Origin of the sequence: Vibrio sp. A1-1 (assembly GCF_021728175.1) — a bacterium.
Classification (GTDB): domain Bacteria; phylum Pseudomonadota; class Gammaproteobacteria; order Enterobacterales; family Vibrionaceae; genus Vibrio; species Vibrio diabolicus.
In genome coordinates this window covers 25,538-50,507 of record NZ_JAKKCL010000024.1, presented here as the reverse complement: position 1 = coordinate 50,507, position 24,970 = coordinate 25,538, and the positions used below count along the sequence as shown (strand labels likewise).

At 44.6% G+C, this 24,970-nt stretch carries 23 protein-coding genes, 2 tRNA genes and 1 pseudogene; 11 read left to right on the top strand and 15 right to left on the bottom strand.

Going from position 1 to position 24,970, the window contains the following annotated elements:
- Window positions 1–134: 134 nt before the first annotated feature.
- A pseudogene (locus L3V30_RS22600) lies at window positions 135–467 on the top strand (sulfate ABC transporter permease); the annotation flags it as partial.
- A 44-nt stretch (window positions 468–511) separates the two neighbouring features.
- Here the strand turns inward: L3V30_RS22600 and L3V30_RS22595 are convergent.
- The 5 genes from L3V30_RS22595 to L3V30_RS22575 all read right to left on the bottom strand — a co-directional run bounded on the left by L3V30_RS22595 (window position 512) and on the right by L3V30_RS22575 (window position 3,227).
- Entirely contained in the window at window positions 512–1,126 is a 615-nt protein-coding gene (locus tag L3V30_RS22595; RefSeq protein ID WP_237309959.1) for a sugar O-acetyltransferase, read from the bottom strand.
- A 208-nt stretch (window positions 1,127–1,334) separates the two neighbouring features.
- Window positions 1,335–1,646, bottom strand: coding sequence for a hypothetical protein (locus L3V30_RS22590; RefSeq protein WP_046874879.1), 312 nt, complete (start codon window positions 1,644–1,646; stop codon window positions 1,335–1,337).
- A gap of 208 nt (window positions 1,647–1,854) precedes the next feature.
- A complete protein-coding gene (locus L3V30_RS22585; protein ID WP_012841889.1) occupies window positions 1,855–2,289 on the bottom strand; it encodes an Mpo1-like protein in 435 nt (144 codons plus the stop codon).
- 77 nt (window positions 2,290–2,366) lie between these two features.
- On the bottom strand, window positions 2,367–2,720 hold the full coding sequence (locus L3V30_RS22580; protein WP_005393450.1) for an MmcQ/YjbR family DNA-binding protein: 354 nt from the start codon (window positions 2,718–2,720) through the stop codon (window positions 2,367–2,369).
- A 24-nt stretch (window positions 2,721–2,744) separates the two neighbouring features.
- A complete protein-coding gene (locus L3V30_RS22575; RefSeq protein ID WP_005393451.1) occupies window positions 2,745–3,227 on the bottom strand; it encodes a MarR family transcriptional regulator in 483 nt (160 codons plus the stop codon).
- Between the two features lie 110 nt (window positions 3,228–3,337).
- Here L3V30_RS22575 and L3V30_RS22570 point away from each other — a divergent pair, with 110 nt between their 5' ends.
- Window positions 3,338–4,225 (top strand): DMT family transporter, encoded by an 888-nt coding sequence (locus tag L3V30_RS22570; protein ID WP_005393452.1) that lies wholly within the window; start codon window positions 3,338–3,340, stop codon window positions 4,223–4,225.
- Window positions 4,226–4,398: 173 nt separating this feature from the next.
- On the opposite strand, the gene L3V30_RS22565 is transcribed toward L3V30_RS22570, so the two are convergent.
- Window positions 4,399–5,895, bottom strand: coding sequence for an EAL domain-containing protein (locus L3V30_RS22565; protein ID WP_182018879.1), 1,497 nt, complete (start codon window positions 5,893–5,895; stop codon window positions 4,399–4,401).
- Between the two features lie 388 nt (window positions 5,896–6,283).
- On the opposite strand from L3V30_RS22565, the gene L3V30_RS22560 reads away from it, so the two are divergent.
- The gene (locus L3V30_RS22560; protein WP_005393454.1) at window positions 6,284–6,730 is read left to right on the top strand and encodes a DUF3291 domain-containing protein; all 447 of its coding nucleotides are present in this window, start codon (window positions 6,284–6,286) and stop codon (window positions 6,728–6,730) included.
- A gap of 223 nt (window positions 6,731–6,953) precedes the next feature.
- Window positions 6,954–7,250 (top strand): YkgJ family cysteine cluster protein, encoded by a 297-nt coding sequence (locus tag L3V30_RS22555; RefSeq protein WP_084742363.1) that lies wholly within the window; start codon window positions 6,954–6,956, stop codon window positions 7,248–7,250.
- Window positions 7,251–7,388: 138 nt separating this feature from the next.
- On the opposite strand, the gene L3V30_RS22550 is transcribed toward L3V30_RS22555, so the two are convergent.
- The 8 genes from L3V30_RS22550 to hppD all read right to left on the bottom strand — a co-directional run bounded on the left by L3V30_RS22550 (window position 7,389) and on the right by hppD (window position 13,001).
- Window positions 7,389–7,465: transfer RNA gene (locus tag L3V30_RS22550), tRNA-Val, on the bottom strand.
- Window positions 7,466–7,497: 32 nt separating this feature from the next.
- A tRNA-Val gene (locus tag L3V30_RS22545) sits at window positions 7,498–7,574 on the bottom strand.
- 179 nt (window positions 7,575–7,753) lie between these two features.
- Window positions 7,754–8,092: a hypothetical protein gene (locus L3V30_RS22540; RefSeq protein WP_005377830.1), complete on the bottom strand. Its 339-nt coding sequence runs from the start codon at window positions 8,090–8,092 to the stop codon at window positions 7,754–7,756.
- A gap of 120 nt (window positions 8,093–8,212) precedes the next feature.
- Window positions 8,213–8,872, bottom strand: coding sequence for a DUF2726 domain-containing protein (locus L3V30_RS22535; RefSeq protein ID WP_237309958.1), 660 nt, complete (start codon window positions 8,870–8,872; stop codon window positions 8,213–8,215).
- Window positions 8,873–9,067: 195 nt separating this feature from the next.
- Window positions 9,068–9,736, bottom strand: a complete 669-nt coding sequence (gene maiA, locus L3V30_RS22530; RefSeq protein ID WP_237309957.1) for a maleylacetoacetate isomerase — start codon at window positions 9,734–9,736, stop codon at window positions 9,068–9,070.
- A 21-nt stretch (window positions 9,737–9,757) separates the two neighbouring features.
- A complete protein-coding gene (locus L3V30_RS22525; protein ID WP_065646799.1) occupies window positions 9,758–10,795 on the bottom strand; it encodes a fumarylacetoacetate hydrolase family protein in 1,038 nt (345 codons plus the stop codon).
- A gap of 9 nt (window positions 10,796–10,804) precedes the next feature.
- Entirely contained in the window at window positions 10,805–11,935 is a 1,131-nt protein-coding gene (locus L3V30_RS22520) for a homogentisate 1,2-dioxygenase (protein WP_237309956.1), read from the bottom strand.
- Complete coding sequence (hppD, locus tag L3V30_RS22515) at window positions 11,928–13,001, bottom strand: 4-hydroxyphenylpyruvate dioxygenase (protein WP_005377835.1); 1,074 nt, start codon at window positions 12,999–13,001, stop codon at window positions 11,928–11,930. The genes L3V30_RS22520 and hppD overlap by 8 nt, the downstream gene beginning before the upstream one ends.
- 539 nt (window positions 13,002–13,540) lie before the next feature.
- Between hppD and L3V30_RS22510 the strand changes: the two genes are divergently transcribed.
- The 7 genes from L3V30_RS22510 to L3V30_RS22480 all read left to right on the top strand — a co-directional run bounded on the left by L3V30_RS22510 (window position 13,541) and on the right by L3V30_RS22480 (window position 22,318).
- A complete protein-coding gene (locus tag L3V30_RS22510; protein ID WP_237309955.1) occupies window positions 13,541–14,647 on the top strand; it encodes a M20/M25/M40 family metallo-hydrolase in 1,107 nt (368 codons plus the stop codon).
- Window positions 14,648–14,908: 261 nt separating this feature from the next.
- A complete protein-coding gene (locus L3V30_RS22505; RefSeq protein ID WP_237309954.1) occupies window positions 14,909–16,519 on the top strand; it encodes a peptide ABC transporter substrate-binding protein in 1,611 nt (536 codons plus the stop codon).
- Between the two features lie 144 nt (window positions 16,520–16,663).
- On the top strand, window positions 16,664–17,584 hold the full coding sequence (oppB, locus tag L3V30_RS22500) for an oligopeptide ABC transporter permease OppB (RefSeq protein ID WP_005377838.1): 921 nt from the start codon (window positions 16,664–16,666) through the stop codon (window positions 17,582–17,584).
- A gap of 9 nt (window positions 17,585–17,593) precedes the next feature.
- Window positions 17,594–18,526 (top strand): ABC transporter permease subunit, encoded by a 933-nt coding sequence (locus L3V30_RS22495; protein ID WP_074191232.1) that lies wholly within the window; start codon window positions 17,594–17,596, stop codon window positions 18,524–18,526.
- 10 nt (window positions 18,527–18,536) lie between these two features.
- The gene (locus L3V30_RS22490) at window positions 18,537–19,520 is read left to right on the top strand and encodes an oligopeptide/dipeptide ABC transporter ATP-binding protein (protein ID WP_025766748.1); all 984 of its coding nucleotides are present in this window, start codon (window positions 18,537–18,539) and stop codon (window positions 19,518–19,520) included.
- A 9-nt stretch (window positions 19,521–19,529) separates the two neighbouring features.
- Complete coding sequence (locus L3V30_RS22485) at window positions 19,530–20,522, top strand: oligopeptide/dipeptide ABC transporter ATP-binding protein (RefSeq protein WP_145532199.1); 993 nt, start codon at window positions 19,530–19,532, stop codon at window positions 20,520–20,522.
- Entirely contained in the window at window positions 20,522–22,318 is a 1,797-nt protein-coding gene (locus tag L3V30_RS22480) for an aminopeptidase P family protein (RefSeq protein ID WP_237309953.1), read from the top strand. Before L3V30_RS22485 ends, L3V30_RS22480 begins: the two co-directional genes overlap by 1 nt.
- A 160-nt stretch (window positions 22,319–22,478) precedes the next feature.
- On the opposite strand, the gene L3V30_RS22475 is transcribed toward L3V30_RS22480, so the two are convergent.
- Complete coding sequence (locus L3V30_RS22475; protein WP_237309952.1) at window positions 22,479–24,923, bottom strand: collagenase; 2,445 nt, start codon at window positions 24,921–24,923, stop codon at window positions 22,479–22,481.
- Between the last annotated feature and the right edge of the window lie 47 nt (window positions 24,924–24,970).

The following is a 24,970-nucleotide window of genomic DNA, read 5'->3' as shown; positions in this document are numbered from 1 at the left end:
TGTCAGTGTTGAGTGAAATCATCACGGCTGTTGTGGCGAAGAGAGCGTACCCCAACGTCTTTGATCTATAGGCGGCTCTCGCCCTCCGTTAATATCAAGTCAAGTTACCTTGGTGAACGATTACGATTGACCAGTTTTCTCTAGGCGTAAGGTATGAGCTTGATAACGTTGTGATAATGGCTGAAGGACAAACCAGCAACATTTCCTCCTCTTGGTACGCAACAACGAGTTACAACGTGAATAAATTGACCCCCTACATAGTTTACGGCCAGCAGTTTAATAGCAGTGATATAAAGAATGGGGACAGCTATCTGTTTGGGGTGAGATACGACCTAGATTATAACGTGTCACTGAATGCTGAATGGCAAAAGTTTAACGCCCACAATAACGATACTGGCGCGTTTTCATCAATACCAGAAGATAACAGCGCCAATCTTTACACCCTGATGTTAAATTTCGTTTTTTAACTTTTCTATACTGACATCGTATAAACCATGGGCATTTACCTTTGTTATCGTTGATACATGTTGTGCGTGATTTGACGCTCTTTGTAATAGAATTCTTTGTCATGTTCGCCTATCTCTCGCAATACACGACACGGGTTCCCTACCGCAACAACATTACTTGGTATACCTTTCGTTACCACGCTACCAGCACCAATTACGCTGTTTTCTCCAATCTTGACGCCAGGCAATACCACTGAGTTAGCGCCGATCCATACATTATCACCAATATGAATAGGGATATTAAATTGCGCAACTTCTCTTCTGAGCTCCGGTTCAACCGGATGGCCTGCCGTTGCTAGTGTCACATTGGGACCAATCATGACACTATCGCCAATGTAGATATACGTATCATCGACTAGGGTTAAGTTAAAGTTTGCATACACGTTATCACCAACGTAGGTATGCCTCCCCCAATTCGCCCGAAGCGGCGGCTCAAAATAGCAGTTGTCACCAACAGCGCCGAGCAAACGTCGTAATATTTCTGTACGCTTTTCAGATTCAGAAGGCCGAGTTTGGTTGTAATCGTAAAGAACTTCTAAACACTGTGTTTGCTGCTCGACTAACGCTTCATCATTACAAAAATATATTTGCTGACTATGAAGCATTGATTCACTATCCATAATATCCTCCGTTCTATCTGCCCAGTAGCTTCAGGCTGCTGGAACACCTCGCAATACGAGTTCCTGTCAAGATTGGCTAACAGAATGCATGATGTCGTTTTTTGCAATAAGTTTAATGACATGCTTGCGAGGCCTAACGCAAAATACCGAATAACTTGAAAGAAATATGTGAATCAGACGAGTAAATAACACAAAGCTCGATGCAGAGTTAGCTTTGTTTATCTCGTTTCATTTTCAAGCGCTTTTCTTTACGTCGTAACGCTCGGAAAAACTTCGACTCCTCGTGATACCAGCCGATAACACTAACCGGGAAGCCCACTAGCATCATGATAAAAAGATCCGCGGGCAGCTGCTCCAAAATATCACTCAGGGAGTGCAGCTCACCAAAAATGAATAAACCAATGACTTTACCAAGCAATAGTGCGCAACAAATCATAAAAAAAGACTTCATGATGTAATGCCATTTGCCTTTTTTACGCTCTTCTCGCCAATAGGCATATTTATGTTGTCGGTCGTACATTCATCCCCCCAAGTGACAATGTCACTAGCCACAAACATTCAGGCAAAGTAACGGCTTTAGCTGCACTCTAATGATAGTGTGAATCAGAAGCGAATGCTTGTCATGGCAATGAGAAAGCGGCACATCATGCTGCGCATTTTACGACCTTATGGACGCTAGCATGATCGTGCAATACAGGGAGATATCAGCTTGTTAATTACGGAGTGAGTTAATGTTTTCGGAACACCCAAATTGGACCAATAAGAAGAAACTGCAAATCTTCGAAAAAAGACGGTTTCTTCCCTTCTATTTTGTGACCAATGAACTGCAAGATCCACAGTACACCGAATAGGAGCATCGAAATATGCAGTACGGGCAGCGCCAATACCTCCAAAGACCATATCAGGCCGATGCACGCTAATGTATACCCTAACATCATCATAAAGACGCTGAGAGACAAACGAAAATAGAAAACCCATACCGGTATGACAGCAATCCAGACCCAGTTAAACTCGAAACCCAAGATGGAGATTTGAGGAATTGACCAAATTAGACCGACCACAGATAGGTAAATACCCGGAACTGCGATTGTGTGAATCTTTTGGTTGATGGGGTTTTGATGGCTCTCCCCATATTCTTTTAGCCATTCAGATAATGCTCGCATATTATTCCTACTTTTCCGCCTACTTATTCTTATATAGCTTGAGGATGGAAAAGGTGCGAATTTTTCTGTAAGAGCTATTACTGACCAAGCAATGCTCGTTGCACTTTTGGTAGTTTGGCAACGACGAGAGTATAAGAGCGTTCACATAAATCCTGAATCAATCCATCTTCCACATCACCATTAAAATAAACCGTTATCCAGTGACGCTTATTTAGGTGATAACCAGGAGTGATGTCCGTAAACTGCGATGTTAAGACTTCTCCATCTTCTGGTTTTACTTTTACGCTGACATACTCCCGACCGTTTCTCTCTGCAATAATCGCAAACATTTTACCTTTGATTTTGTATACAAGCGCTTCTGGCCCAAATGGGAAATCACTCTCCGCACACATAAAGGTACTTAAATAACCTTCTAACTCTTTGCTTCTCATTCCGTCCCACCCTTCCTGTATCTTTTACTCAAACAAAGGCAATAGTAGTCTTAACGCCTGGTTAACCTGCGCTTTCTCATTGCCTTCTAAACCATGTAGCAGCGATTGCTGAACGTCCACATGCTCTAAGATCAACTTGTCAATTAAGGTTAAGCCCTTTTCAGTTAACTCAACGGTGACACTGCGTCTATCTTCTTTACTGTGTGTTCTGGTAATAAAGCCTTTCTTCTCGAGTTTATCTAATCGGTTCGTCATCGCGCCCGAAGTGAGCATCATCGAATCAATTAGCGCTGAGGGAGTAAGGCAATATGGTGAACCTGCTCGGCGAAGTGTCGCCAACACATCAAATTCACCCATCTTAAGATCGTACTTCTTATGTAGGTCAGCGACCCGACACTCCATGTGCTTAGCAATTCGCATTAGCCGACCCATAATTGCCATCGGTTCAGTGTCGAGCTCTGGCTTCTCCTTAGCCCACTGCTCTACCACTCTATCAATTGCGTCCATGGTTTCTCTCCAAACGTCATTTAATTTTTATTTTAACATAAAGATACTTTACAAAAAGTAACCTTACCGATATCTTTACAATTAATTATCTCAACGTAAAGATATTTAACATGAACATTTTGCTTGCAATGATCCCGGCTTTTTTTTGGGGGACAACTTATGCTGTTACTCAGTTTACGCTTCCGGACTGGCCTCCCGTTTTACTTGGTGCGCTAAGAGCATTGCCTGCGGGTCTTTTGTTGCTCGCAATAAAGCCATCTTTCCCGAAAAAGAGTGAATGGAAAGTGCTGCTTGTTTTAGGAACTATCAACATCGCTTGCTTCTTTGGTCTCATTTTTGTCATGGCGTTGACGCTTCCTTCTGCGATCTCAGGTGTAGGTATGGTATCAGTGCCCGTTTTTGCGATGCTGTTTGGCTGGGCAGTCTATAAGCGCCAGCCAAGCGCAATACAGGCAATAAGTGGAGCGACTTTGATTGCTTTGGCTTGGTTCTTATTTGATCCTAGTTCTATTTCGCTCAACCCTATGGGTTTGCTGGCGATGATCTCCGCCATCATGTGTATTGTGGTAGGCAGTAGCGTAACGAAATCACTAGGAACGAAAATGCATTGGTGGACAGTATTAACATGGCAGCTCATTTTGGGTGGTGTGATTATGTCTGTCGCAACAAGCGTGCTAGCAATAAACAATCCAGAGCCATACGTTACAGCCATTCAAAACTTATCAATGACGAACACCCTTGGGCTGCTGTGGGTGATCATTCTGAACACTGCATTAGGCTACGGCATGTATGTTTGGCTATTGCAGCGTATGTCGGTCGTTGACTTTACTTTTGGTGGCATTGCCAACCCCGTTGCGGGCATTGTGTCAGGTTTGCTGCTATTAGGTGAGACTTTCACCCCTCTCCAATACAGCTTGATGCTAGGGATGATTGTTATGTCATTGCTCCCTCAATTGATCGCTTCATTAAAAACTAAAAAAGCCGCCCTTTCTTCCTAAGTAAAATCCTAACGCCCGATGCTAAAATCGGGCGTTCATATTCTCTGTAAACTCTGTTTGAATTCTAAGACTTCAACAGGTTTTTTATGGAACAGTGAACCCAAAAAGGTTCAGCAATAAAAAAGGTGCCGAAAGACACCTTTAATAATGAATACGCCCCATTATGCCTTGCTTTAAGTCATCACAAGGTTGTTAATAGGCTCTGGTTTAGCGTAGACATACCCTTGAATAAGGTAAATAGAATGCTGAGCCAAATACGCGACTTGAGCCTCGCTCTCTACACCTTCTGCAATCATCTCACATTCCGCTTTCTTTGCTGCCGAGACAATAGAATCTAACACTTTCAATTTTTGGTCATCAGAGCCTATTGGATCGATGAACATCTTATCCACTTTTAAGCATCGGATACCCAGATCTTGCAAATAAGAAAAGCCGCCATACCCAGTCCCAAAATCGTCAATTTTGAACTTGTAGCCTTTATTCGCCAGATACAAAATCTCTTTTTTCGCTGCCTCTGTATCTTTTACAGGAATTCGCTCGGTCAACTCAAAATGCACTCTCTTCGGACATGGCCAATTCAGTTCTGACAGTAACTTAGTGAGTTCACCTGATTCTAAATGGGAAGAAACAATATTGATGCTGACCCACACATGCTCAGGTAATACACTAAGATCTTGTATGATTTTACGAATAAGCTGATTCGTCATTGGGACAATCAGACCACTTTCTTCTGCAGCGCCAATGAACATGTTTGGCGACACCATACCCTCACGACGAGACCACCGAGTCAGTGCTTCATACCCCACTGTCGCACCATCACGGCTATCGACAATCGCTTGGTAATAAGGGACAAATTCCGCATTATTAATCCCATTCTGGATCAAGCCTTTGATAGACTTTCTCAAGCTCTTACTGGACACATATACAAACGCAAAAGCCAGCCCCATAAGCACACTGACTAGGCCTCCCCATAGAAAGACTCTTTCCTGAGCATAGCTCTTCAGTTTCTCGCCACTGTGTATTTTGATGAGCATATTGGCTTGAGAATCAGCCGAGAAGAATAACTCCTTTGAAACTGCCGCTTCTTCTGCTGCAATGGCTGGTTTTCCTCGACTTATTGTTAAATCTCCAAATACAGGCTCATCATATATAAACTCGACGAACAAACAGTCTTCACAAGGCGTTTTTATCACTTCTTTAACCCAGCTATTATCGAGAACCCAGACAACTTCAACATGTTCATTTTCATAAATGACCATCCACTCAACTTGATCTTGGTGTTCCGGTAAAATAAGTGATGCAAAAAAGTTTTCGCCAAGCTGAAATCGTTGCGCATTGGATAAATGAGATACTTCACGACCAATCGTGGAGCATGTTTTACCGTCACTCGTTTCCATCGCAATAAAACGGATGTAATGGTTATAAAAACGTGGATCGCGTAATGTTCTAACATCACTATTACTGCACGTGAAATCTAACTGCGAAACCTGCTTTACAATCGCCTCATCCAAATACATGGATCGTTGGTGTAAATAATCGACATAGGTGTCTATTTTAGTCTCTTTGATATAGCTGATGTAAAAATTGGCTATTGAATTAAAAGCCACAACAAAAACAGCAATGGGAACTAGGCCAAGCAAAATGGCATTTCTTGTTATCTTTGTAATCAAAGCTCCTCCTAACGTTCAGCCAAACAACTTAAATTAATGAGTGACATGAACACTATCTCACGTTCACACACCAAAAAGTGAGGATCGAATCTCAATAAGAAGTATAGAAGCGCAAGGCTTGCCACAGAAAATGAGAGTACTGCTGCATATCCAAGATAGCAACTCTCTTGAGTGAGACTTACCGACGATAATCGCGAGAAAAGAGGGGCTTATGCTCAACATAACCAATGTATAAAACGACTTTTTTGCCATCCAATGACTCGCCACAGTCACTAACTTTCCAATTGACCTTTGAAGGCACTAGCAACACACTGCATGATAAAATAGGAAAAGCTACTTAGAGCTTTTTACCAGCATTACAGGCTTATCGACCAGGGAGGGTCATGAAATGAAATTAGCTCAATTAAATATTGCGCTTGCTAAATATCCTTTGGATGCACCAGAAATTAAAGATTTCGTAGACAATTTGGACTTAATTAATGGTATAGCTGAAGAAAGTGAAGGCTTTATCTGGCGTCTAAAAGACGACTCCGGTGATGCAACAAGCATTAAATTATTTGATGACCCGAACATGATTGTAAACATGTCTATTTGGGAAAGTACTGACTCACTTAAAAACTTTATGTTTCGTACCGGTCATAGAGATTTTATGCGCCGAAAAAGCGAATGGTTTCATCGTCTAGCGGAGGATAGCTATGTTCTGTGGTGGGTAGAAGACGGTTATATACCAACACCACAAGAAGCCTTGTTACGCCTTCAGCATTTGCGCGAAAACGGAGATACGCCATTTGCTTTCACATTTAAAACAAACTTTACAGAAGCAGATCTTGTGTAAAGTACGCGTATGACAAAGAATCGGCGTTCAAATTCACACTGATTATAAAGCTAAGTGGTGTGAATCACTGTCAGTTCTATCGACTTACTCGGGAAGAAATGCAAGTGAACGCATAAAATGCGTTCACTAGGTTTATCGTTCATAGGGTGCTCTATTTCAGAAATAAAGTTCATTCGTGCTAAATTTACGGTACCATGTACAATTGACCAAATTGTAGTTATTCATGATTATACCAACTAAGACTCCCTCTCCCCTGCCCTCTGATGTATCTTGCTCTAACTGTAAGGCTTGTTGTTGCCGTCTCGAGGTTATGATTATTTCAGATACTGGCGTACCTGAAGAGTTTATTGCGCGTGACCAGTATGGAGGCGAAACAATGATGCGGCTAAATGATGGTTGGTGTGCAGCTTTAGACAGAGACACATTAATGTGTACGATTTATGAAAATAGGCCTTGGATTTGCCGCGAATTCGAAATGGGCTCCAATGAATGTATAGATGAACGAGTTAAGTTCTTGTAAAACCACTCAAATTTACACTGATGGCAATGCAGAGTATTTGTAGAAAGTGTGCAAAGGAAAAGTAAGGTGTTTAAATCTGAGTATCAACAAATTATGGATACAAAAAAGCCCACCGTTTGGTGGGCTTTTTCTAAAATTTGGTGGGTCCGGGCGAACTCGAATCGCCGACCCCTACCATGTCAAGGTAGTACTCTAACCAACTGAGCTACGGACCCAAATTTTGTGTTCCTAACCATTCAATTCAGAATGGTGCGTCCGAGTGGACTCGAACCACCGACCCCCGCCATGTCAAGGCGATACTCTAACCAGCTGAGCTACGGACGCATTTCTCTGGAACGACGAGGATATTAGCTATAAGCGAACGACGGTGCAAGCACAAATTTACCTACTTTGAACCGTTTGGCGAAAATGTAAACTCAACACGCGTTTTCAGATGATTTTATCAGCAAAGCTGAATCCTTCATGGATTAAAAGTGTGATCTATATAACTTTTATTATCTCACTTAATTGTCGTAAGGCACTTCACTGAGCATCCAAATCTGTAAGGTTTGCGATACCTTAGGGCAAGTGCCGAACAAAATCTGATATTTAGGTTTAAATGGTTCGCCGATATAGGTTGTACGGATCAACTCTCCTGTTTTGACATCCACTTGAGTGCTCACCCTGCCTTTGAAGTTTTGAAATATGACAAACTGCTCACTGTGGTAAACCATTTGCTCTCGGTAAAACAAGAAATGATCTTGGGGTGTCTCTGTCAATTCACACTCCAGTGGTTTCAAATTAGGTATCGCACTAACATTCGATGCGATGAACAACGCCGATAAAATCCATCCGTATCGCATATGGCTGCCCTATTCTGCTCTCTTTTTCAAAGTATAGGCCTTGCCTTGATGACTGATACAAAAAAGGCTTTGATTGTCTCGAATCAAAGCCTCATCCGTTTTGCTGTTCAACTGTCGTCTTTAGTCGTCCGACTCAAACACCACATTGTAATTCTCGGTGTAAGTACAATTTGGTTGGCGGCTGCAAGTAAAGAAGCGTCGACCTTTGAATTCACCTTGGCTTGCGGTTTTAATGATCATCGGACTGCCGCATTTTTTGCAAAAACGCACTTCTTTATCAGGCTCAATCAAATCTATATGTGCCGCAAGCAAACGACGTAATCGCCCAACTTGATAACTGTGCTTTATCGAAGCGCCGATTAAAGGTAGGTTTGCCGTCTTACAAACATGGAGCAGTAACTTTTGTCTTTCTACCTTGCCCTTGCTTAACTCTTGCCCGTTATCCAATTCAACGATCACACGCGGCTCTAGCGTCCTAGGATCACAAATAACGTAATCAAAATAACTTCGAGATATGCGATTGTTCGCGACAAAAAACTGCTTCTTATTTTTGATTTCTTTTGGCGTAACCAAACTGGACATGTTTACTTTCGCGAATACTACGGCATGCTCCCCTACCGCCGCTCTTAACGCATTATAGAACGCACCCTCTTGACCTCTGAGCAGAGGACCTTTCGAGCGATAAGGATAATCACGCGTGTCGTCGTGCTTAATCACGTACTTTTGAATAACAAAGAAGAATAAAACCAGAAGAACAACAATGATAAAAATGTTGGTCATAAATAAAGTGCATCCAAAACAACTCGTTGCTCAAAGCGTAAATGGAAATGCTATGCAGAGCAACAAAACCTCGCAATTTTGAGGAGCCACTACTATAGCGTGATACAGAAAATTTGACTCCCCAATAAAAACGAGCCAATCACACACTTGGATTGGCTCGTTTAAATTTTTGTTAATACATTATGATGCTAAGAATCAACTATTAGCGTCTGGCTGATTCTCTGGCATCGCATCAATAAAAGCAGGCATTTGATTGCATGACTGCACAACCGCGTTAATGGTTGGATAAAGAGAAGTATCTACACCAAAGCGTTGTGCGTTATAAAATTGTGGTACCAGACAAATATCGACAATAGATGGCGAGCTTGTCAGGCTAAACTTACAATCACCATTTAGTTTACGATGCTTCTGAAGTTTCTCTTCTAATGCTGCAAAACCTTTGTGGATCCAGTGATGAATCCAAGCGACTTTGCGCTCTGGCTCGCAAGCTAACTCCCCCTCTAAATACTGTAGAACTCTTAAGTTATTCAGAGGATGAATCTCCATTGCAATATCCTGAGCCAAAGCCAGTGCTTGATATCGAAGTGGTGTTTGCTCGGGGATCACAGTGACATCCGGATAGTGTTCTTCTAAGTATTGAATGATGGCCAGTGACTGGGTTAACTGAACCTCCCCATCCACCAGCACAGGAATCAGTTCAGAAGCGTTTAACTCATGGTACTCGTCACTGTGTTGTTCACCACCATTGCGCACCAAGTGTACCGATTTTGAATCATACGATAACTCTTTAAGATTCAAACAAATACGCACACGATACGCCGCCGATGATCGCCAGTATCCGTACAAAACCATGCTATCGCTCATATCGTCTCCCAACTGGCGCTCTTAATGCTTGAGATATTGGCTAACTTGTTGGTCAATCGAACCAAAGATGTTGTTGCCATCCGCATCGAACATTTCCAGTTTGATTGAGTCGCCAAACGACATGAAGTTAGTCGACGGTTTACCATCACGAATGGTTTCAATCATACGAACTTCCGCGATACATGAATAGCCAACGCCACCCTCCTCAATCGAAGTGCCATGTTCGGTGCCTTGCTTATTAGATACCGTGCCAGAACCAATAATCGCCCCAGCAGATAGCGGGCGCGTTTTAGTCGCATGAACAATTAAGTCTGCAAAATCAAACGTCATATCGATACCCGCATTTGGGCGACCAAACGGCTTGTGGTTGTATGTCGAGACCAGTGGTAAATGCACTTTGTTTTCGTACCACGCATCGCCTAGTTCGTCAGGTGTTACTGCCACAGGAGAAAACGCAGAAGAAGGTTTAGATTGGAAAAAACCAAACCCTTTAGCTAACTCTGCAGGAATTAGGCCACGCAGCGACACATCATTCACCAGCATGATCAAACGAATCGACTCCTGAGCCTCTGCAACACTTGCGCCCATTGGTACGTCACCAGTTACCACAGCAACTTCACCTTCGAAATCAATACCCCATTCATCACTGGCAAACTCGATATTGTCACAAGGTCCAATAAAGGCATCAGAGCCTCCTTGGTACATCAACGGATCCGTCCAAAAACTCTCTGGCATTTCAGCGCCGCGAGCTTTTCGAACCAACTCAACGTGGTTTACGTAAGCACTGCCATCAGCCCACTGATAAGCGCGAGGAAGCGGCGACTCGCAGTAATGCGCTTCAAACTCTTCATACCCTGCGACCGTACCGTTGTTCAGTGCAACGTATAGCTCTTCCAGTTGTGGTGCTAGCGTATCCCAGTTATCAAGCGCCACCTGCATCGTCGGTGCTAAGTTCATAGGGTGGAAAATTTCTGTCGCAGGTACGCAGCGCGTTAAGTCTTTGCTCACGACCATCAACAAACCGTCACGAGTGCCATTTTTCTTGGTTGCTAATTTCATCCTTGCCTCTTACTTCTCTTGCCAGCTATAGACGTATTCTTTGTTTTCTACTTTTTCCAGCTCATCCGAAAACTGAAGTGCGTGACGCGTATCGATCATGACCGCGACTTCGTCGGTAAAAGTCTTCTTATGCTCTCGCCCTACTTTGAAAGCTTTCGGGTGAGGACCATGTGTAAAACCTGCAGGGTGGAATGTCACCATACCCGCTTCAATGTTGTCACGACTAAAGAAGTCGCCTGCATGGTAGAACAAGACTTCGTCATAATCCTCATTGTTGTGGTAGAACGGTACTTTGAGCGCTCCAGGATCACTTTCAATTGGACGAGGAACGAAGGTACACACCACAAATCCTGCTCCTACAAATGTAGTATGTGCAGAAGGCGGTAAGTGGTAACGATGTGACATAAGTGGACGAATATCACGCCAATTCACTTTTACCACCGCCAAATCACCATGCCAGCCAATCGCATCTAACGGGTTGAATGGGTAAGTGATAACACTGACTTTATCGTGGCGTTTCACCTGAACCTGTGTTTGATTCTCAGAATATTGAGCACGGAACTGATCGTTGATCGACGGCGTTTCCAAAACCGCTGGATCAAACACCGCATGGTTTCCAACCATGCCTTTTTCAGGCAATGTATAGGCCGCATCGGTGTTTTCGATCATCAAAATGAACATCGGCTCGCTTGGCTCTAAACGCCAGCTCGTTGAGCGCGGGATCATGACATAATCCCCTTCACTCACTTTCAAATGACCATAATCACAATACAGATCTGCCGTTCCTTGGTGGATGAACAGCAGTTCGTCGCCATCCGCGTTTCTTACCAAGAAGTCCATTTTTTCATCCATACGCCAGACACGAACTTTACAATTCGCGTTGTGTAATAGATGCGGGACTGCCCAAGGGGTAATATGGCTGGCTTTCTCGACTAGATTAAAATCGAACGCTCGTGGACGTAGCTCGCCCTCCCACTCAGACCATCCCGTTGGGGCATGTTGATGATGAAAATGTGTTGCGGGGCCAAAAAAACCACTTCGACCTGCCTCACGTTCATAAATTGCCTCTTCCGGGAAGTCAGCATGCGCTTGTTTAGAGCACACTCCCTCCCGGTGAGGGAATGTGATCCATTTATGCATCGCTCAATACTCCTCGGCGAATTTGGTCTTCTTCTATCGATTCAAACAACGCTTTGAAGTTACCCTCGCCAAAGCCTTCATTGCCTTTACGTTGGATGATTTCGAAGAACACAGGGCCGATAACGGTTTGAGTAAAGATTTGTAGCAAGATGCCATCTTTCGTTGGCGCACCATCAATAAGAATCTGCAAATCACGAAGCTTGCTTACATCTTCACCATGGCCTTCAACACGCTGATCGACTTTCTCGTAATAAGTATCTGGCGTTGGCATAAAGTCCATGCCTCGCTCACGCAATGTTTTGACCGTTTCGTAGATGTCGTCTGTGGTCAATGCGATATGTTGAATGCCTTCGCCATTGTATTCACGGATAAACTCTTCAATCTGTGATTTATCATCTGACGACTCATTGATAGGAATTCGAATTTTGCCGCAAGGTGCGGTCATCGCACGGCTGACAAGACCTGTCAGCTTACCTTCGATATCGAAATAACGAATTTCGCGGAAGTTACCAATACGCTCATAGAAACCAGACCAGACATCCATGTTGCCTTGCTTAACGTTGTGCGTTAAGTGGTCGATTTCGTAAAGACCAACATTCGCTTTTGATAAACGCTCATCAGCATCATCATAAAAACGAAAATCGACATCATAAATACTCTGCTTTCCATAACGATCCACAAAATAAAGCAAGCTTTCACCGATGCCATAAATAGCAGGAATGCTTAGCTCCATCGGCCCAATTTCCGTTTTATATTCTTTACCGCCATTCTCTAATGCATGCGCCAGAGCAACGGTGGCGTCTTTCACACGAAATGCCATGCCACAAACCGACGGACCGTGAACTTTGGCGAATCCCTCAGCTTGGCTATGCGGCTGCGCATTCACAATAAAGCTAATGTCACCTTGTCGATATAACCACGCTTCTTTTGAGCGATGCTTTGCAATTTCCGCAAAACCTAACGATATAAACAGATCTTTAAGCTGTTGAATGCCTTTGTTGTCAGCAGCGGTATATTCAACAAACTCAAATCCGTCTGTTCCTAGTGGGTTATATGCATCAACCATGACTTTCTCCTTGTCTCTGTAGCTTTTGTTTGGACTTATTTTTCTAACTTGGCGCAGGTCTTGAGAAATTGGAATACGTGGGGAGAAATCTTTACCTTGGCGATTTTTACGCATAATTGTAAAATATATGTTACACACAGGAAACGCATCGAACCCACTTTCGTGAACATCAAACAAACTGCTTATTTTCAATATATTAGATTGATATTTTCGGCTTTACGCCAATACACAAAATGTAAACAAGTTGTTACCTTGGCATTTTATCTTGGCAACGTAGCTCAAAAAGTAAAAGGGGATGGAAAGTCTATTGCACCCTATCTCTATCCGATTTATTCATTTGATCCTGCAAAACATCAAAAGTAATGTTTCGTGACGCTTCATACAGTTCGAAAGACTCATCGGTCAGAATCGTGTCATGGATACCCCTTTATTGATTCACCTCAGTTTTATTCAAAAGTAACTGTGCCATAAGTGGTGCTCTGTTCCCTATCGAGCCCTAGCCACAGTGCTTCACGCTCGATCAGAAAAAGAGACATCTAATGACACACATCAATCAAGAACGCCTAGTTGAACACTTTTGCCAACTAGTACGTATCGACAGCGAATCAAAAAACGAAAAACAAATTGCAGAAACACTGGCAGAACAGCTAGGCGAGCTAGGCTTTACCGTGCACAAGCTTCCAGTGCCTGAGCACATTTCTAACGGTTTTAACTTGTACGCCCGTTTAGACGGCAAAAAAGACGGCTCTATCCTAATGAGCTGTCATATGGATACGGTCACTCCAGGTATTGGCATTGAGCCAATCATCGAAGACGGCATTATCCGTTCAAAAGGCAATACGATTCTTGGTGGCGATGATAAATCTGGTATTGCTGCAATCATGGAAGCCGTTCGTTGTATTCAAGCGGAAAACCGTGAGCACAAAACGTTAGAACTTGCTTTCACCGTGTATGAAGAAGGCGGTTTATTCGGTTCACAATACTTCGATATGTCACACGTCACTTCAACGGAAGCAATCGTGTTAGATACGGGTGGTCCTATTGGCACTATTGTGACCGCAGCCCCAGGCCAGCAAAAAATCGTGGCAACAATCAAAGGTCGACCAGCACATGCAGGGCTTGCGCCAGAAGAAGGCATCAGTGCGATCATGGTGGCGGCAGATGCCATCAACCAAATGAAGCTGCTTCGCATCGACGAAGAAACGACAGCCAACATCGGTATGGTTAACGGCGGTCAGGCCACAAACATTGTTATGCCTGAATTAAGAATCGTGGCGGAAGCACGCTCCCTGAATGGCGATAAACTAGATGCTCAGGTCAATCATATGATCTCAACATTAGAGTCTGTCTGTGAAAAACACAGTGCAGAAGTCGACATTGAATCTAGCCGAGCCTACGATGCATTTGTTATTGAAGAAAACCACCCACACGTTAGCGCTATAAAAGCGGCGTTTGCAGAGTTGGGAATTGAGGCTTTCACAAAAGGCACTGGCGGCGGTAGCGATGCTAACAACTTTAACAAGAAAGGTCTCACAACGGTCAATCTTTCAACTGGCATGGCAAAAGTACACACGACAGAAGAGTTTATCGCGGTAAGTGATATGGTCAAAATCACTGAGTTCGTAAAACATTTCCTAGTCAGTTAACGTCGTACCTTTTGAAGAGCAGACGAACTACCCTCCCCTTTTAGCGCGCGCTTGAAGGGGATTTTTTATTTGCGCGAAACAAAGCCTACCCCGTAATGCAGACTTAGCACCAGCTCCATATCAATCCCCCCAGCTCACTTTTTGATACCAAATAGCCCAACATTTGGCACCCTGTTACAACATTGTTAAAACTCGATTGTGTGGACAATTTATACAATATACATTTCTAGCATCTTTCAGGATGAAAAGAGTGAGACAAGGATGAAATTACCTAAGTTGCTTCTGTTAGCATCGATGATGAGCCCAATACTGGCAACATCAAGCTATGCCGCGCCGTATCCCGCAGGTGTGACCCTCGATGAGACACAAGAAATTACGCTAAACAATGGGGCTGAAGTTACTTCTATTGACCCAGCCAAGCAAGCCGCAGAGCCCGCTTTTAATCTCGGTCGAGACCTATTTGAAGGCCTGGTAATTCAAGATAAGCAAGGTAAAACCATTCCTGGTGTTGCTGAGTCTTGGTCAGTCAATGACAACAATACGGTTTATACCTTCCACTTACGTGATGCAAAATGGTCAAATGGCGAAACGGTCACTGCGCAAGATTTTGTCTACAGCTGGCAACGCTTACTGAATCCGAGCACTGCTTCACCGTACGCTTGGTTTGCGGCCATTCCAAATATCGCAAACTCACAAGCCATTATGAAGGGCGAAGCAGAACCCGAGTCTTTGGGCGTGAAGGCGCTGGATGAAACAACGTTCCAGGTAACACTCGAAGAGCCGATTCCCTTCTTTACGAAACTATTAAGTCATCCAGTGCTTGCACCCGTTCATAAAGCGACCGTTGAAAAACATGGCAACCGTTGGACCCAGCCTGAGCATATCGTTACAAATGGGGCGTTTACTGTCTCTGAATGGAAAGTTAACGAAAAACTAGTGATGGTTAAAAACCCACATTATTGGGACGCAAGCAATGTAGTGCTGGAAAAAGTCACCTGGCTACCAATTGGTGATGCAAATGTAGTGCTAAACCGCTACCTAGCCGGTGAGATAGACCAAGCAGTTTCCATTCCTGCCGCTCAGAAGAAAAAGTTAATTCAACAACGCCCACAAGAAGTGGCAAGCACCAGTGCGTCTCTTGGTTCCACATTCTATTACCTCAACACTCAACAAGGACCAACAAAAGACGTGCGGGTCCGTAAAGCCCTCTCATATGCCATTGACCGTCAACTGTTAACGAGTGCTATCTTGAGAAACGGTGGGGTTCCAATGTATACCCTTGTGCCCCCTCAAACAGATGGTTTTAAATCTCACACTCCTGAGTTCGCAACTTGGAACCGCCATAAACGTATCGAAAAAGCGCAGCAATTACTGTCAGAAGCTGGATACGATAAAAGCAATCCGCTTAAGTTAACGTTTACCGTACCAACTTTCTCGATGGACGTAAAAATGGCAACAACCATGGCAGGCATGTGGAAAAGCCGATTGGGTGCGCAAGTCACGATAAAACAGCTAGAACCGAAAGTGTTCTACGCACTTAAAGAGCCAACCGACATTACTCGCGGCGGCTGGACGGCCGACTACAATGAAGCCTCTACATGGTTGGATATCTTCGTTTCTAGTGGCGAGTACAACGATTCTCGTTATAACAACCCGCAATACGACGAGTTAATGGCTCGCTCAAAGACCATGAGCAACCCATCAGAACTGTATCTACAAGCAGAAAGCATGCTGATTGAAGACATGGCCATTATTCCTATTTATCGTCCGGGTAACGATCAATACCTCATCAAGCCTTACGTAGGCGGCTACGAACTGACAAACCCTGAGTCGTCGTACTACCGCAAGAATGTCTATGTAAAAGCCCACTAAAAGCATGTTTTCGGTCTGAGTCGGCAAGTTCAATGTTTATTTGCCGTTCCTCATATCTCTCGGTGGAGAAGGCAACCTGAGCTCAGACCATTTTTTATTCATAACCGTTCGAAGTGATTTCGGATGACCAAAGGATGATGGATCATGATTTGGTACATTGTTAAGCGATTAGCTATCGCTATCCCCACGCTTCTATTCATCGCACTCGTATCATTTTGGCTGATGCACATTGCACCAGGGGGGCCATTTGATATGGAACGGCCTATGCCAGAGGTGGTACGTGCGAATATCGAAGCAAAATTCCATTTGGACCAGCCCTTCCTTACTCAGTTTTGGATTTACATTGGTAATTTCATACAAGGAGATCTCGGTCCGAGCTTCGTTTATCAAGACTTCAGTGTTACACAGCTCGTCGCACAATCATGGCCAGTTTCAGCAGTATTAGGCGTACTCTCCTTTTGTATTTCCGTTCCACTTGGCATGTTGCTTGGCACCATTGCGGCATTGAACCGAAATAGCCGCCTAGATTACGGCCTGATGACACTTTCGATGACTGGAGTTGTGGTTCCGGCTTTCGTGCTTGCTCCAGTTTTAGTCATGATCTTCGCTATTCAGCTCGGCTGGTTCCCTGCTGGTGGTTGGGAAGGAGGAAAGCTGGCTTTTCTTGTTCTTCCCGTGCTCAGCCTGGCGATTGGCTCCATTGCGAGTATTGCACGCGTCATGCGTGGCGCAATGATTGAAACGCTCAACCAACCATACATTCGAACGGCAAAAGCCAAAGGTTTGTCCACAACCTACATTTTATTCCATCACGCTTTGCGACCATCCTTGATTCCCGTCGTTGCGATGCTCGGCCCTGCGTTTGTGTCTGTCGTGACAGGCTCGGTGATTATCGACATCTTCTTTGGTACAGGTGGCATGGGACAACACTTTGTATCTGGGGCTCTCAACCGCGACTACGGCCTAGTAATGGGCATTACTCTGATTGTCGCTTCACTCACTATCTTCTTTAACCTTGTGGTCGACTTGCTATATACGATTATCGACCCTCGTATACGCGTTTAGGAGTCCGGCATGTTAACGATCAAAAAACTGGATACACAAGCTCTTCAAGATCAAGTCGTCGACAATATTGAAGCCGTCGAAGGTCGCAGTCTTTGGCAGGATGCATGGACTCGATTTCGTAAAAACAGAGCCGCGATGACATCAGTGTATGTTTTGGCGTTCATTACCTTATGCATCACCTTCGGCCCCTCTCTTGCCGCTTTTGGCCATGATGAAATTGACTGGGAAGTGCTCATCGATCCATACGAGCTAGGGAGACCTTCACTGAGCAGTGGCCATTACTTTGGTACTGATGACCTCGGGCAAGATGTCTTTGCTCGCACGATGCAAGGCGGCAGGCTCTCTATTTTGGTGGGTTTTGTTGGGGCCTTAGTCGCCGTTGTTATTGGTACGATTTGGGGAAGTATTTCCGGCTATCTTGGTGGCGTTGTCGACAGCGTAATGATGCGCATTATTGAGGTGCTCGATTCGGTACCATTTATGTTTATGGTTATCCTGTTCGTTACCCTTTTTGGCAATAACATCTATCTGATTTTTATCGTGATCGGAATGGTATCTTGGTTGGGCATTGCTCGTGTTGTACGTGGTGTCACCTTCGGTCTCAAAAAGCGAGAGTTCATCGAAGCCGCGCACTCTATTGGGGTTTCTAAATTGACAATTGTCCGACGCCATGTTCTGCCTAATGTGCTTGGGATCGTGATGGTTTATTCCTCCTTAATGGTACCAGGATTCATTATGTTCGAATCGTTTTTAAGCTTCTTAGGGCTTGGTGTTCAACCACCCGACACGAGCTGGGGAATCCTAATTTCCGAAGGCGCAAAAACGATTGACGTTGCATTGTGGATGCTGCTTTTTCCATCTCTGTTTTTAGTTGCCACCCTCTTTTGTTTTAACTTCATCGGCGATGGCTTACGTGATGCTCTTGACCCGAAAGACCGATAAGGACAAACCCATGCTATCTATTGAAAACATGAACGTGCGCTTCGATACGCCAGATGGGCAAGTGCAAGCGGTCAGTAATCTCTCCTACTCGATTAAAGCGGGCGAAACTCTTGGGATTGTTGGGGAATCAGGTTCGGGAAAAAGCCAGTCTGTTTTCGCATTAATGGGGTTAACCGCGGACAACGGCGCCGTGTCTGGAAGCGCAATGTTCCACGGTGATGATTTACTCGCGATGTCGAAAAAGCAGCTCAACCGCATCCGTGCAGAGAAAATCGGAATGATCTTTCAAGATCCGATGACGTCACTTAATCCATTCATGAAAATTGGCAAGCAGCTTTGTGAAGTTCTCATGATTCATAAAGGAATGAGCCGAAAACAAGCAAAAATTGAATCGATTCACATGTTGGATGCGGTGCGTATTCCCTCTCCCGAAACTAGGATGAATCAATACCCTCACGAATTATCTGGCGGAATGCGTCAGCGAATCATGATAGCGATGGCATTGTTGTGTAAGCCCGAGTTGTTAATTGCAGACGAACCAACCACCGCGTTAGATGTAACCGTTCAGGCTCAAATTTTGACGCTATTACGAGACTTACAACAAGAGTTCAACACGGCAATTTTACTGATCACTCACGATATGGGCGTCGTCGCCGAGATGTGTGATCGCGTATTGGTCATGTATGGTGGTCAAAAAATGGAGCAATCCGATACCGAGACATTGTTCGCTCAACCTGCTCACCCCTATACTCAAGGCCTGCTAAAGGCTATTCCTTCTATCACTGAAGATATGCCGCGTTTACCAACCATCCCAGGTAACCCACCAAGTGCGTTGATTAACCATCAAGGGTGTCCGTTTAGAGAGCGGTGCGAGCATCGAGAGACGCGTTGCCAATACGAAACCCCACGGTTTTCTCCATTAAACACGAGCCAGTCCATTGCCTGTCACGTTAAAGCACCCAGTGTTATCACTCCTATTCAAATAAAAGCTTAAGGAGGCGTTATGAATAAAAAAGAAGTCCTCATGTCTGCTCGTGATTTAAACGTCCACTTTCCTGTTTCGCGTCACCTTATTCCAAGTCAACGTAAAATCGTGAAAGCGGTCAATGGTATCGACTTAGATGTTTATCGAGGCGAAACACTTGGCATTGTGGGGGAATCAGGATGCGGAAAATCAACGCTTGCACGCGCGTTACTTCGCTTAATTGAACCCACACATGGCGAGTTGACTTGGAAAGGTCAAGACATGCTCGGGTTTAGTAAAAAAGAGCTTTCCTCTCGACGTAGAGAATTTCAGATGGTGTTTCAAGACCCATCCGCTTGTTTGAATCCGAGATTAACCATCTCAGAATGCATCGCCGAACCACTGCTCACCCACGAGCCACAACTTAAACGGGCAGAGGTAGAAAAGCGTGTCATCGCTATGATGGATAAAGTGGGTCTCTTGGCGAGCCAGCGAAACCGCTATCCACATGAATTTTCCGGAGGTCAATGCCAGCGTGTGGGCATTGCCAGAGCGTTAATTCTCAATCCAGATTTGGTCGTGTGTGATGAACCTGTTAGTGCGCTAGATGTCTCCATACAAGCTCAGGTCATCAATCTTCTAGACGATCTTAAACAAGAAATGGGGTTAACACTGGTGATGATTGCGCACGACTTAAGCGTGGTGCGCCACATCAGCGACCGCGTTATGGTGATGTATCTTGGTAAACCTATGGAAGTAGGACGTTACGATCAAGTATTTGATGATGCTCAACACCCCTACACCAAAGCACTGTTATCCGCCGTCCCGATAGCTAATCCGCAATTAGCACGTGACCGTGAAATACAACTACTGCCCGGCGACCTCCCTTCTCCACTTAACCCACCGAGCGGTTGCGTTTTTCGTACTCGATGTCCAGAAGCCACAGAAGTATGCGGGCAACAGAACCCAATAAAAACAGGCTCGGAGCAGCATCATATCTATTGCTCAAATATGACTTTAGGAACCATTTAATGAACGATACTAACTCAGTAAACCAACGCCTTACGTTATTGCGTGAGGCAATGTCCTTTCACAACGTGTCTGCATATATCGTGACCAACAATGACCCGCATAACAGCGAATACTCAGCGGATCATTGGTTAGCGCGAAGCTGGATTTCAGGTTTTACCGGCTCAGCAGGCGATGTCGTCATTACCCAACAAGGTGGTGGCCTGTGGACTGATGGTCGTTACTATATTCAAGCTGAAGAACAGTTACACGGCACAGGGCTTGAACTGTTTAAAGCCAAACAACCAGAAACACCGACAATTGCCAAATGGCTGGCTACCACGCTCCCAGAAAGCAGTATTGTCGCAGTTGACGGACGTGCCATCAGTTACGCTTTTTATCAAGGCCTCAAACAAGCCTTTGAAGCGAAAAACATTAAGATCATTCTCGACCTGGATTTACTCACACCGATTTGGCTTGAAAGATCACCTCGCCCAAGTGCACCCGTATTCGAGCATCCCACCGCTTTTGCTGGCGTTGATACAGAAAATAAGTTAGCGAGAATCCGTTCTTGGTTAACCGAGAACCAAGTAGATAGCTTATTAGTGTCAACGCTAGATGATGTCATGTGGACAATGAATATTCGAGGTGGTGATACGAATTATTGCCCAGTTTCTGAAGCTTATCTAATCGTAGAGCAATCACTTGCGACACTGTTTATTGATAAAGCCAAACTGCCTCAAGACGTTGAAAAGTCGTTGACCGAGCAGAGTGTACACATTCGCCATTATAACTACGTAAGTCAGTATTTGAATCAGCAATGTGAGGGATTATCGCTCGCTTTTAGCCCGACCCACACAGACAGCTTATTGGTAAGTTCGATTGAACGGAATGTGAATCTAAAGCCAATGGCTTGCCCTGTAACGGCAATGAAGGCCATAAAAAATGCGACCGAGCTAACTAGCCTAGAACAGGCATTAACAGACGATGGTGTGGCAATAGTAAGGTTTATGAACTGGCTCGAAGAGCAAGTTCCAAGCGGACTCGTTACAGAATTGTCTGCTGAGGCACAACTGAATCACTATCGCCGTCAAACCCGACATTATGTGAGTGACAGTTTCCGCACTATCGCAGGCTTCGCAGCTCACGGGGCAAAAATGCATTATGCCGCCGATGAAGAAAGCAATGCGGCAGTCAATGAAAGCAACTTCTTTCTCGTAGATTCTGGTGGCCAATACCTTGGCGGGACAACAGACATCACCCGTACTTTCCACTTCGGGTCACCGACCATTAAGCAACGCAAAGATTATACCTTGGTGCTCAAAGCGGTCATCCGACTGACTCAGACTCGATTCATGAAAGGCTCTACGGGTGCCAATCTTGATATCATGGCGCGTGGCGTCTTATGGCAACATGGTATTGATTACAAGTGCGGCACTGGACACGGCGTAGGCATTTGCTTGAATGTTCACGAAGGCCCACAAAATTTCTCGCAAAGCCACCACGAGGTTGAGCTAAAACCGGGTATGGTCATTACTAATGAACCAGGCGTTTATCGCGAAGGTGAGTACGGGGTAAGAATAGAGAACATTCTTAAAGTTGTAGAAGTAGAACAAAATGAGTTCGGCACGTTCTACGGTTTTGAGACCATCACTCTTGCTCCAATTGCGACCAACGCCCTTGATTTATCAATGCTAGATCAAGCAGAGCTAGACTGGCTTAATCATTACCATTCACGTGTCTATCAGGCGCTTAGCCCTTTTCTTGATGCGCAAGATAAAAACTGGCTGCAAAGCACAACCCAACTTATTGAGAAATAGGATATCAGCAAGTTTTATAACGTTTTCATTTTCATCTCAAACTCCTTGTTTGCCAGCCTTCGGGCTGGTTTTTTTTATAGAGATAACGGCGTAAAAACAAAAACGCCCCGCGATGTTAGCGAGGCGCTCCACTTAGTTTAAATGACGTAGTTAAATTGCCCTACTGACGACACTTCTGAGCATCAAAATCAACGACGATGGCGGCATTCTCAAAGTCACCAGAGACTTTAACGTAGCCCCAGTAGTTACTCTGATTTGACAACGTAATACACTCTCCATTACCAATATTATCTGACCACCCGTGAAGATTAGTACCATCCGGCCAACCAGAGTTACTGTATTCAAGCTTTAGGTTGCCCGTACCGTTCCCCGTCGTTATCGCCAGATTTGAGCTCTCATTCACCGCTGGCACGCTCAGCCAAATGGTTTGTTGATTTGCCAAGCAAACAGGCTCTCCTGCTGTTAGGCGTCCACCGCTTACTTTACTTTGCACCGCGCAGTCTTGTGGCAATGTGTCATTACCGCCCAACGTTGAGATAAAAACACTATGAGTGGCGGTTGCCGTCAAGCCTTCACTGTCTGTAACACTTAGACTGACCGAATACTCCCCTTCACTCCCATATTGGTGCGTCGGCTTGGTTTGTGTACTTGTCGAGCCATCACCGAAGTCCCATAAGACGCTGACGATCTTCCCGTTTGGGTCTGTACTGTTTTCACTGCTAAATGTAATGCTTTCACCGACTTTCCCCTTACTGTTTGCGGTTATGACTGCATTAGGAGCACCATTTGAGACAAGGGCTTGCTGCCACTGCTCAAACTCACTTTGATATAAATTCGCCCATTGGGTGATCGTGGCCTTGTAATTGCTCCAATTCCCTTGGCGTGTTTCCACCAGCATTTGGTTTACGTCATCTTTATGATTTTCAAACATAAAACGTACAGCTAAGTACCCCCAACGATAAATTCGATCGACATCAAACCCATCATAAGTAGTCTCGAAAATCTCACTTAAGGTATACGTCGAGCCGTCTAAAATCGTCTCAAGTGCTGCTTGGTTGTCATTTTCTTGAGCGACATACTCTGCAATGCCTTCACTCCACCACACTATTTTTTCAGTTGGATGACTAAACCCTCCATAGAGATCAAATCGACCATCTAAGTAATGCACGTATTCGTGCTCTAGGTTCCAGACAAAGTGATCCGCGTTCGCATAAGAGGCTTCATAAGCAATAAAGTTGGGAATATTCCCCGGCAGGGAAGGATCTCCCTCCAAGTACATACCGCCATTGTCAGTACTAATATCGAAAATTGGCCCTGCGTACTTACCATAATCGGTGCTTGAATCGAAGATATTGACTTGGAGCTGAGTGTTGTAGTCATCTTTTACTGGCTGTTCACCAGTTTCTAATGACTGATGAAAGTAACCCTCTTCGTAGCCCATTTTAGAACATGCGGCCGCGTGTTGCTCTTGCGTCATATTCTGAGACAAAATTCGGATTGTCGGGCTACAAGTATAAGTTTGCGATAGCACCAAGCCTTTTAGCTCAGTTTCGAAATTACAAATTCCGAACTCACTACAATCTGCGTAATATGAGGCGGTGTCTGCCGCCGCAAGCCAAACCGCGTCACCCCGACCATACATTTCATACTGTTCAAAGATTCGACTCAGCTGACTCTTCACAACAGAACTCGCGTTACCCGTATACTTGGTCAGACGCCCGAGCTCTCGCCCTGCATTCGCGGCCATAAACTCATCTTCAGCACCGATTGATGACGCCCTTAGAGCAAAATCGCCTAAAGCTTTGGCAAGGTCTGTTTGGTTACCAATTACTTGCACAAATTGCTCGTTCCACTGCCCACCAAACAAAATAGTGAAAACACCGTTAACTGCATTGCGCATATACCAGTGCTGGGCGTATTGATCATTCCAACGTGTAAGCCACTGGGTCACTTGCGGTAAGTACGCGTGCTGCAAGCCGGCACTATCCATAGTGATGATGACCTCACTAAGCACTTTGCCGTGACGGTCGCTGTTCTCGTAGAAGTTTGCGTTATTAACAAACGCATCCACTGATTCTTTCACCGCTGGTGTGACCCATTCAATAAATGAGATGTTGTCATTGTAAAACTCGGCGTAATAACCCGCGCGTAAGTATAAGAACAACGTTTCGAGTTCATCGCTCCCGCCACCCGTATACCCCTTCGCCAATGTCGTAGTGTGCTTAGCGATGTTGTACATATGATCGGAGCTAAATACCGACTCTTGAATCCGACTTTCAGCAGAGAATAACTGGTTCACACACGTCGCGCCCTGACTTAAAATTTCGCTGATCAATTGGTTACTGCTTTCGGTAACCAATGCCTCCAAATCACAAGCTGTGCTCGACTCATCAAGGCTTTCGAGTGACTGTACTCGAGTTACCTTGGAGGGCTGAATAGGGAGAGTTGCGGTTGGTTGGTATTCAACTCGATTGGATTCAACACCGTGTGTATGAGCCGAATGTGCATGTTGCTCTGTAACTTGAGAAACTGGCTCGCTTAACGCAAATACGCCAGTGCTGGTTAACGTTGTCGCAATCGCGACACTCAAAATCTTCAGTTCCATCTAATTTCTTCTATATTGAGTTTTCCTTAGATGCATTACGTCTTTTG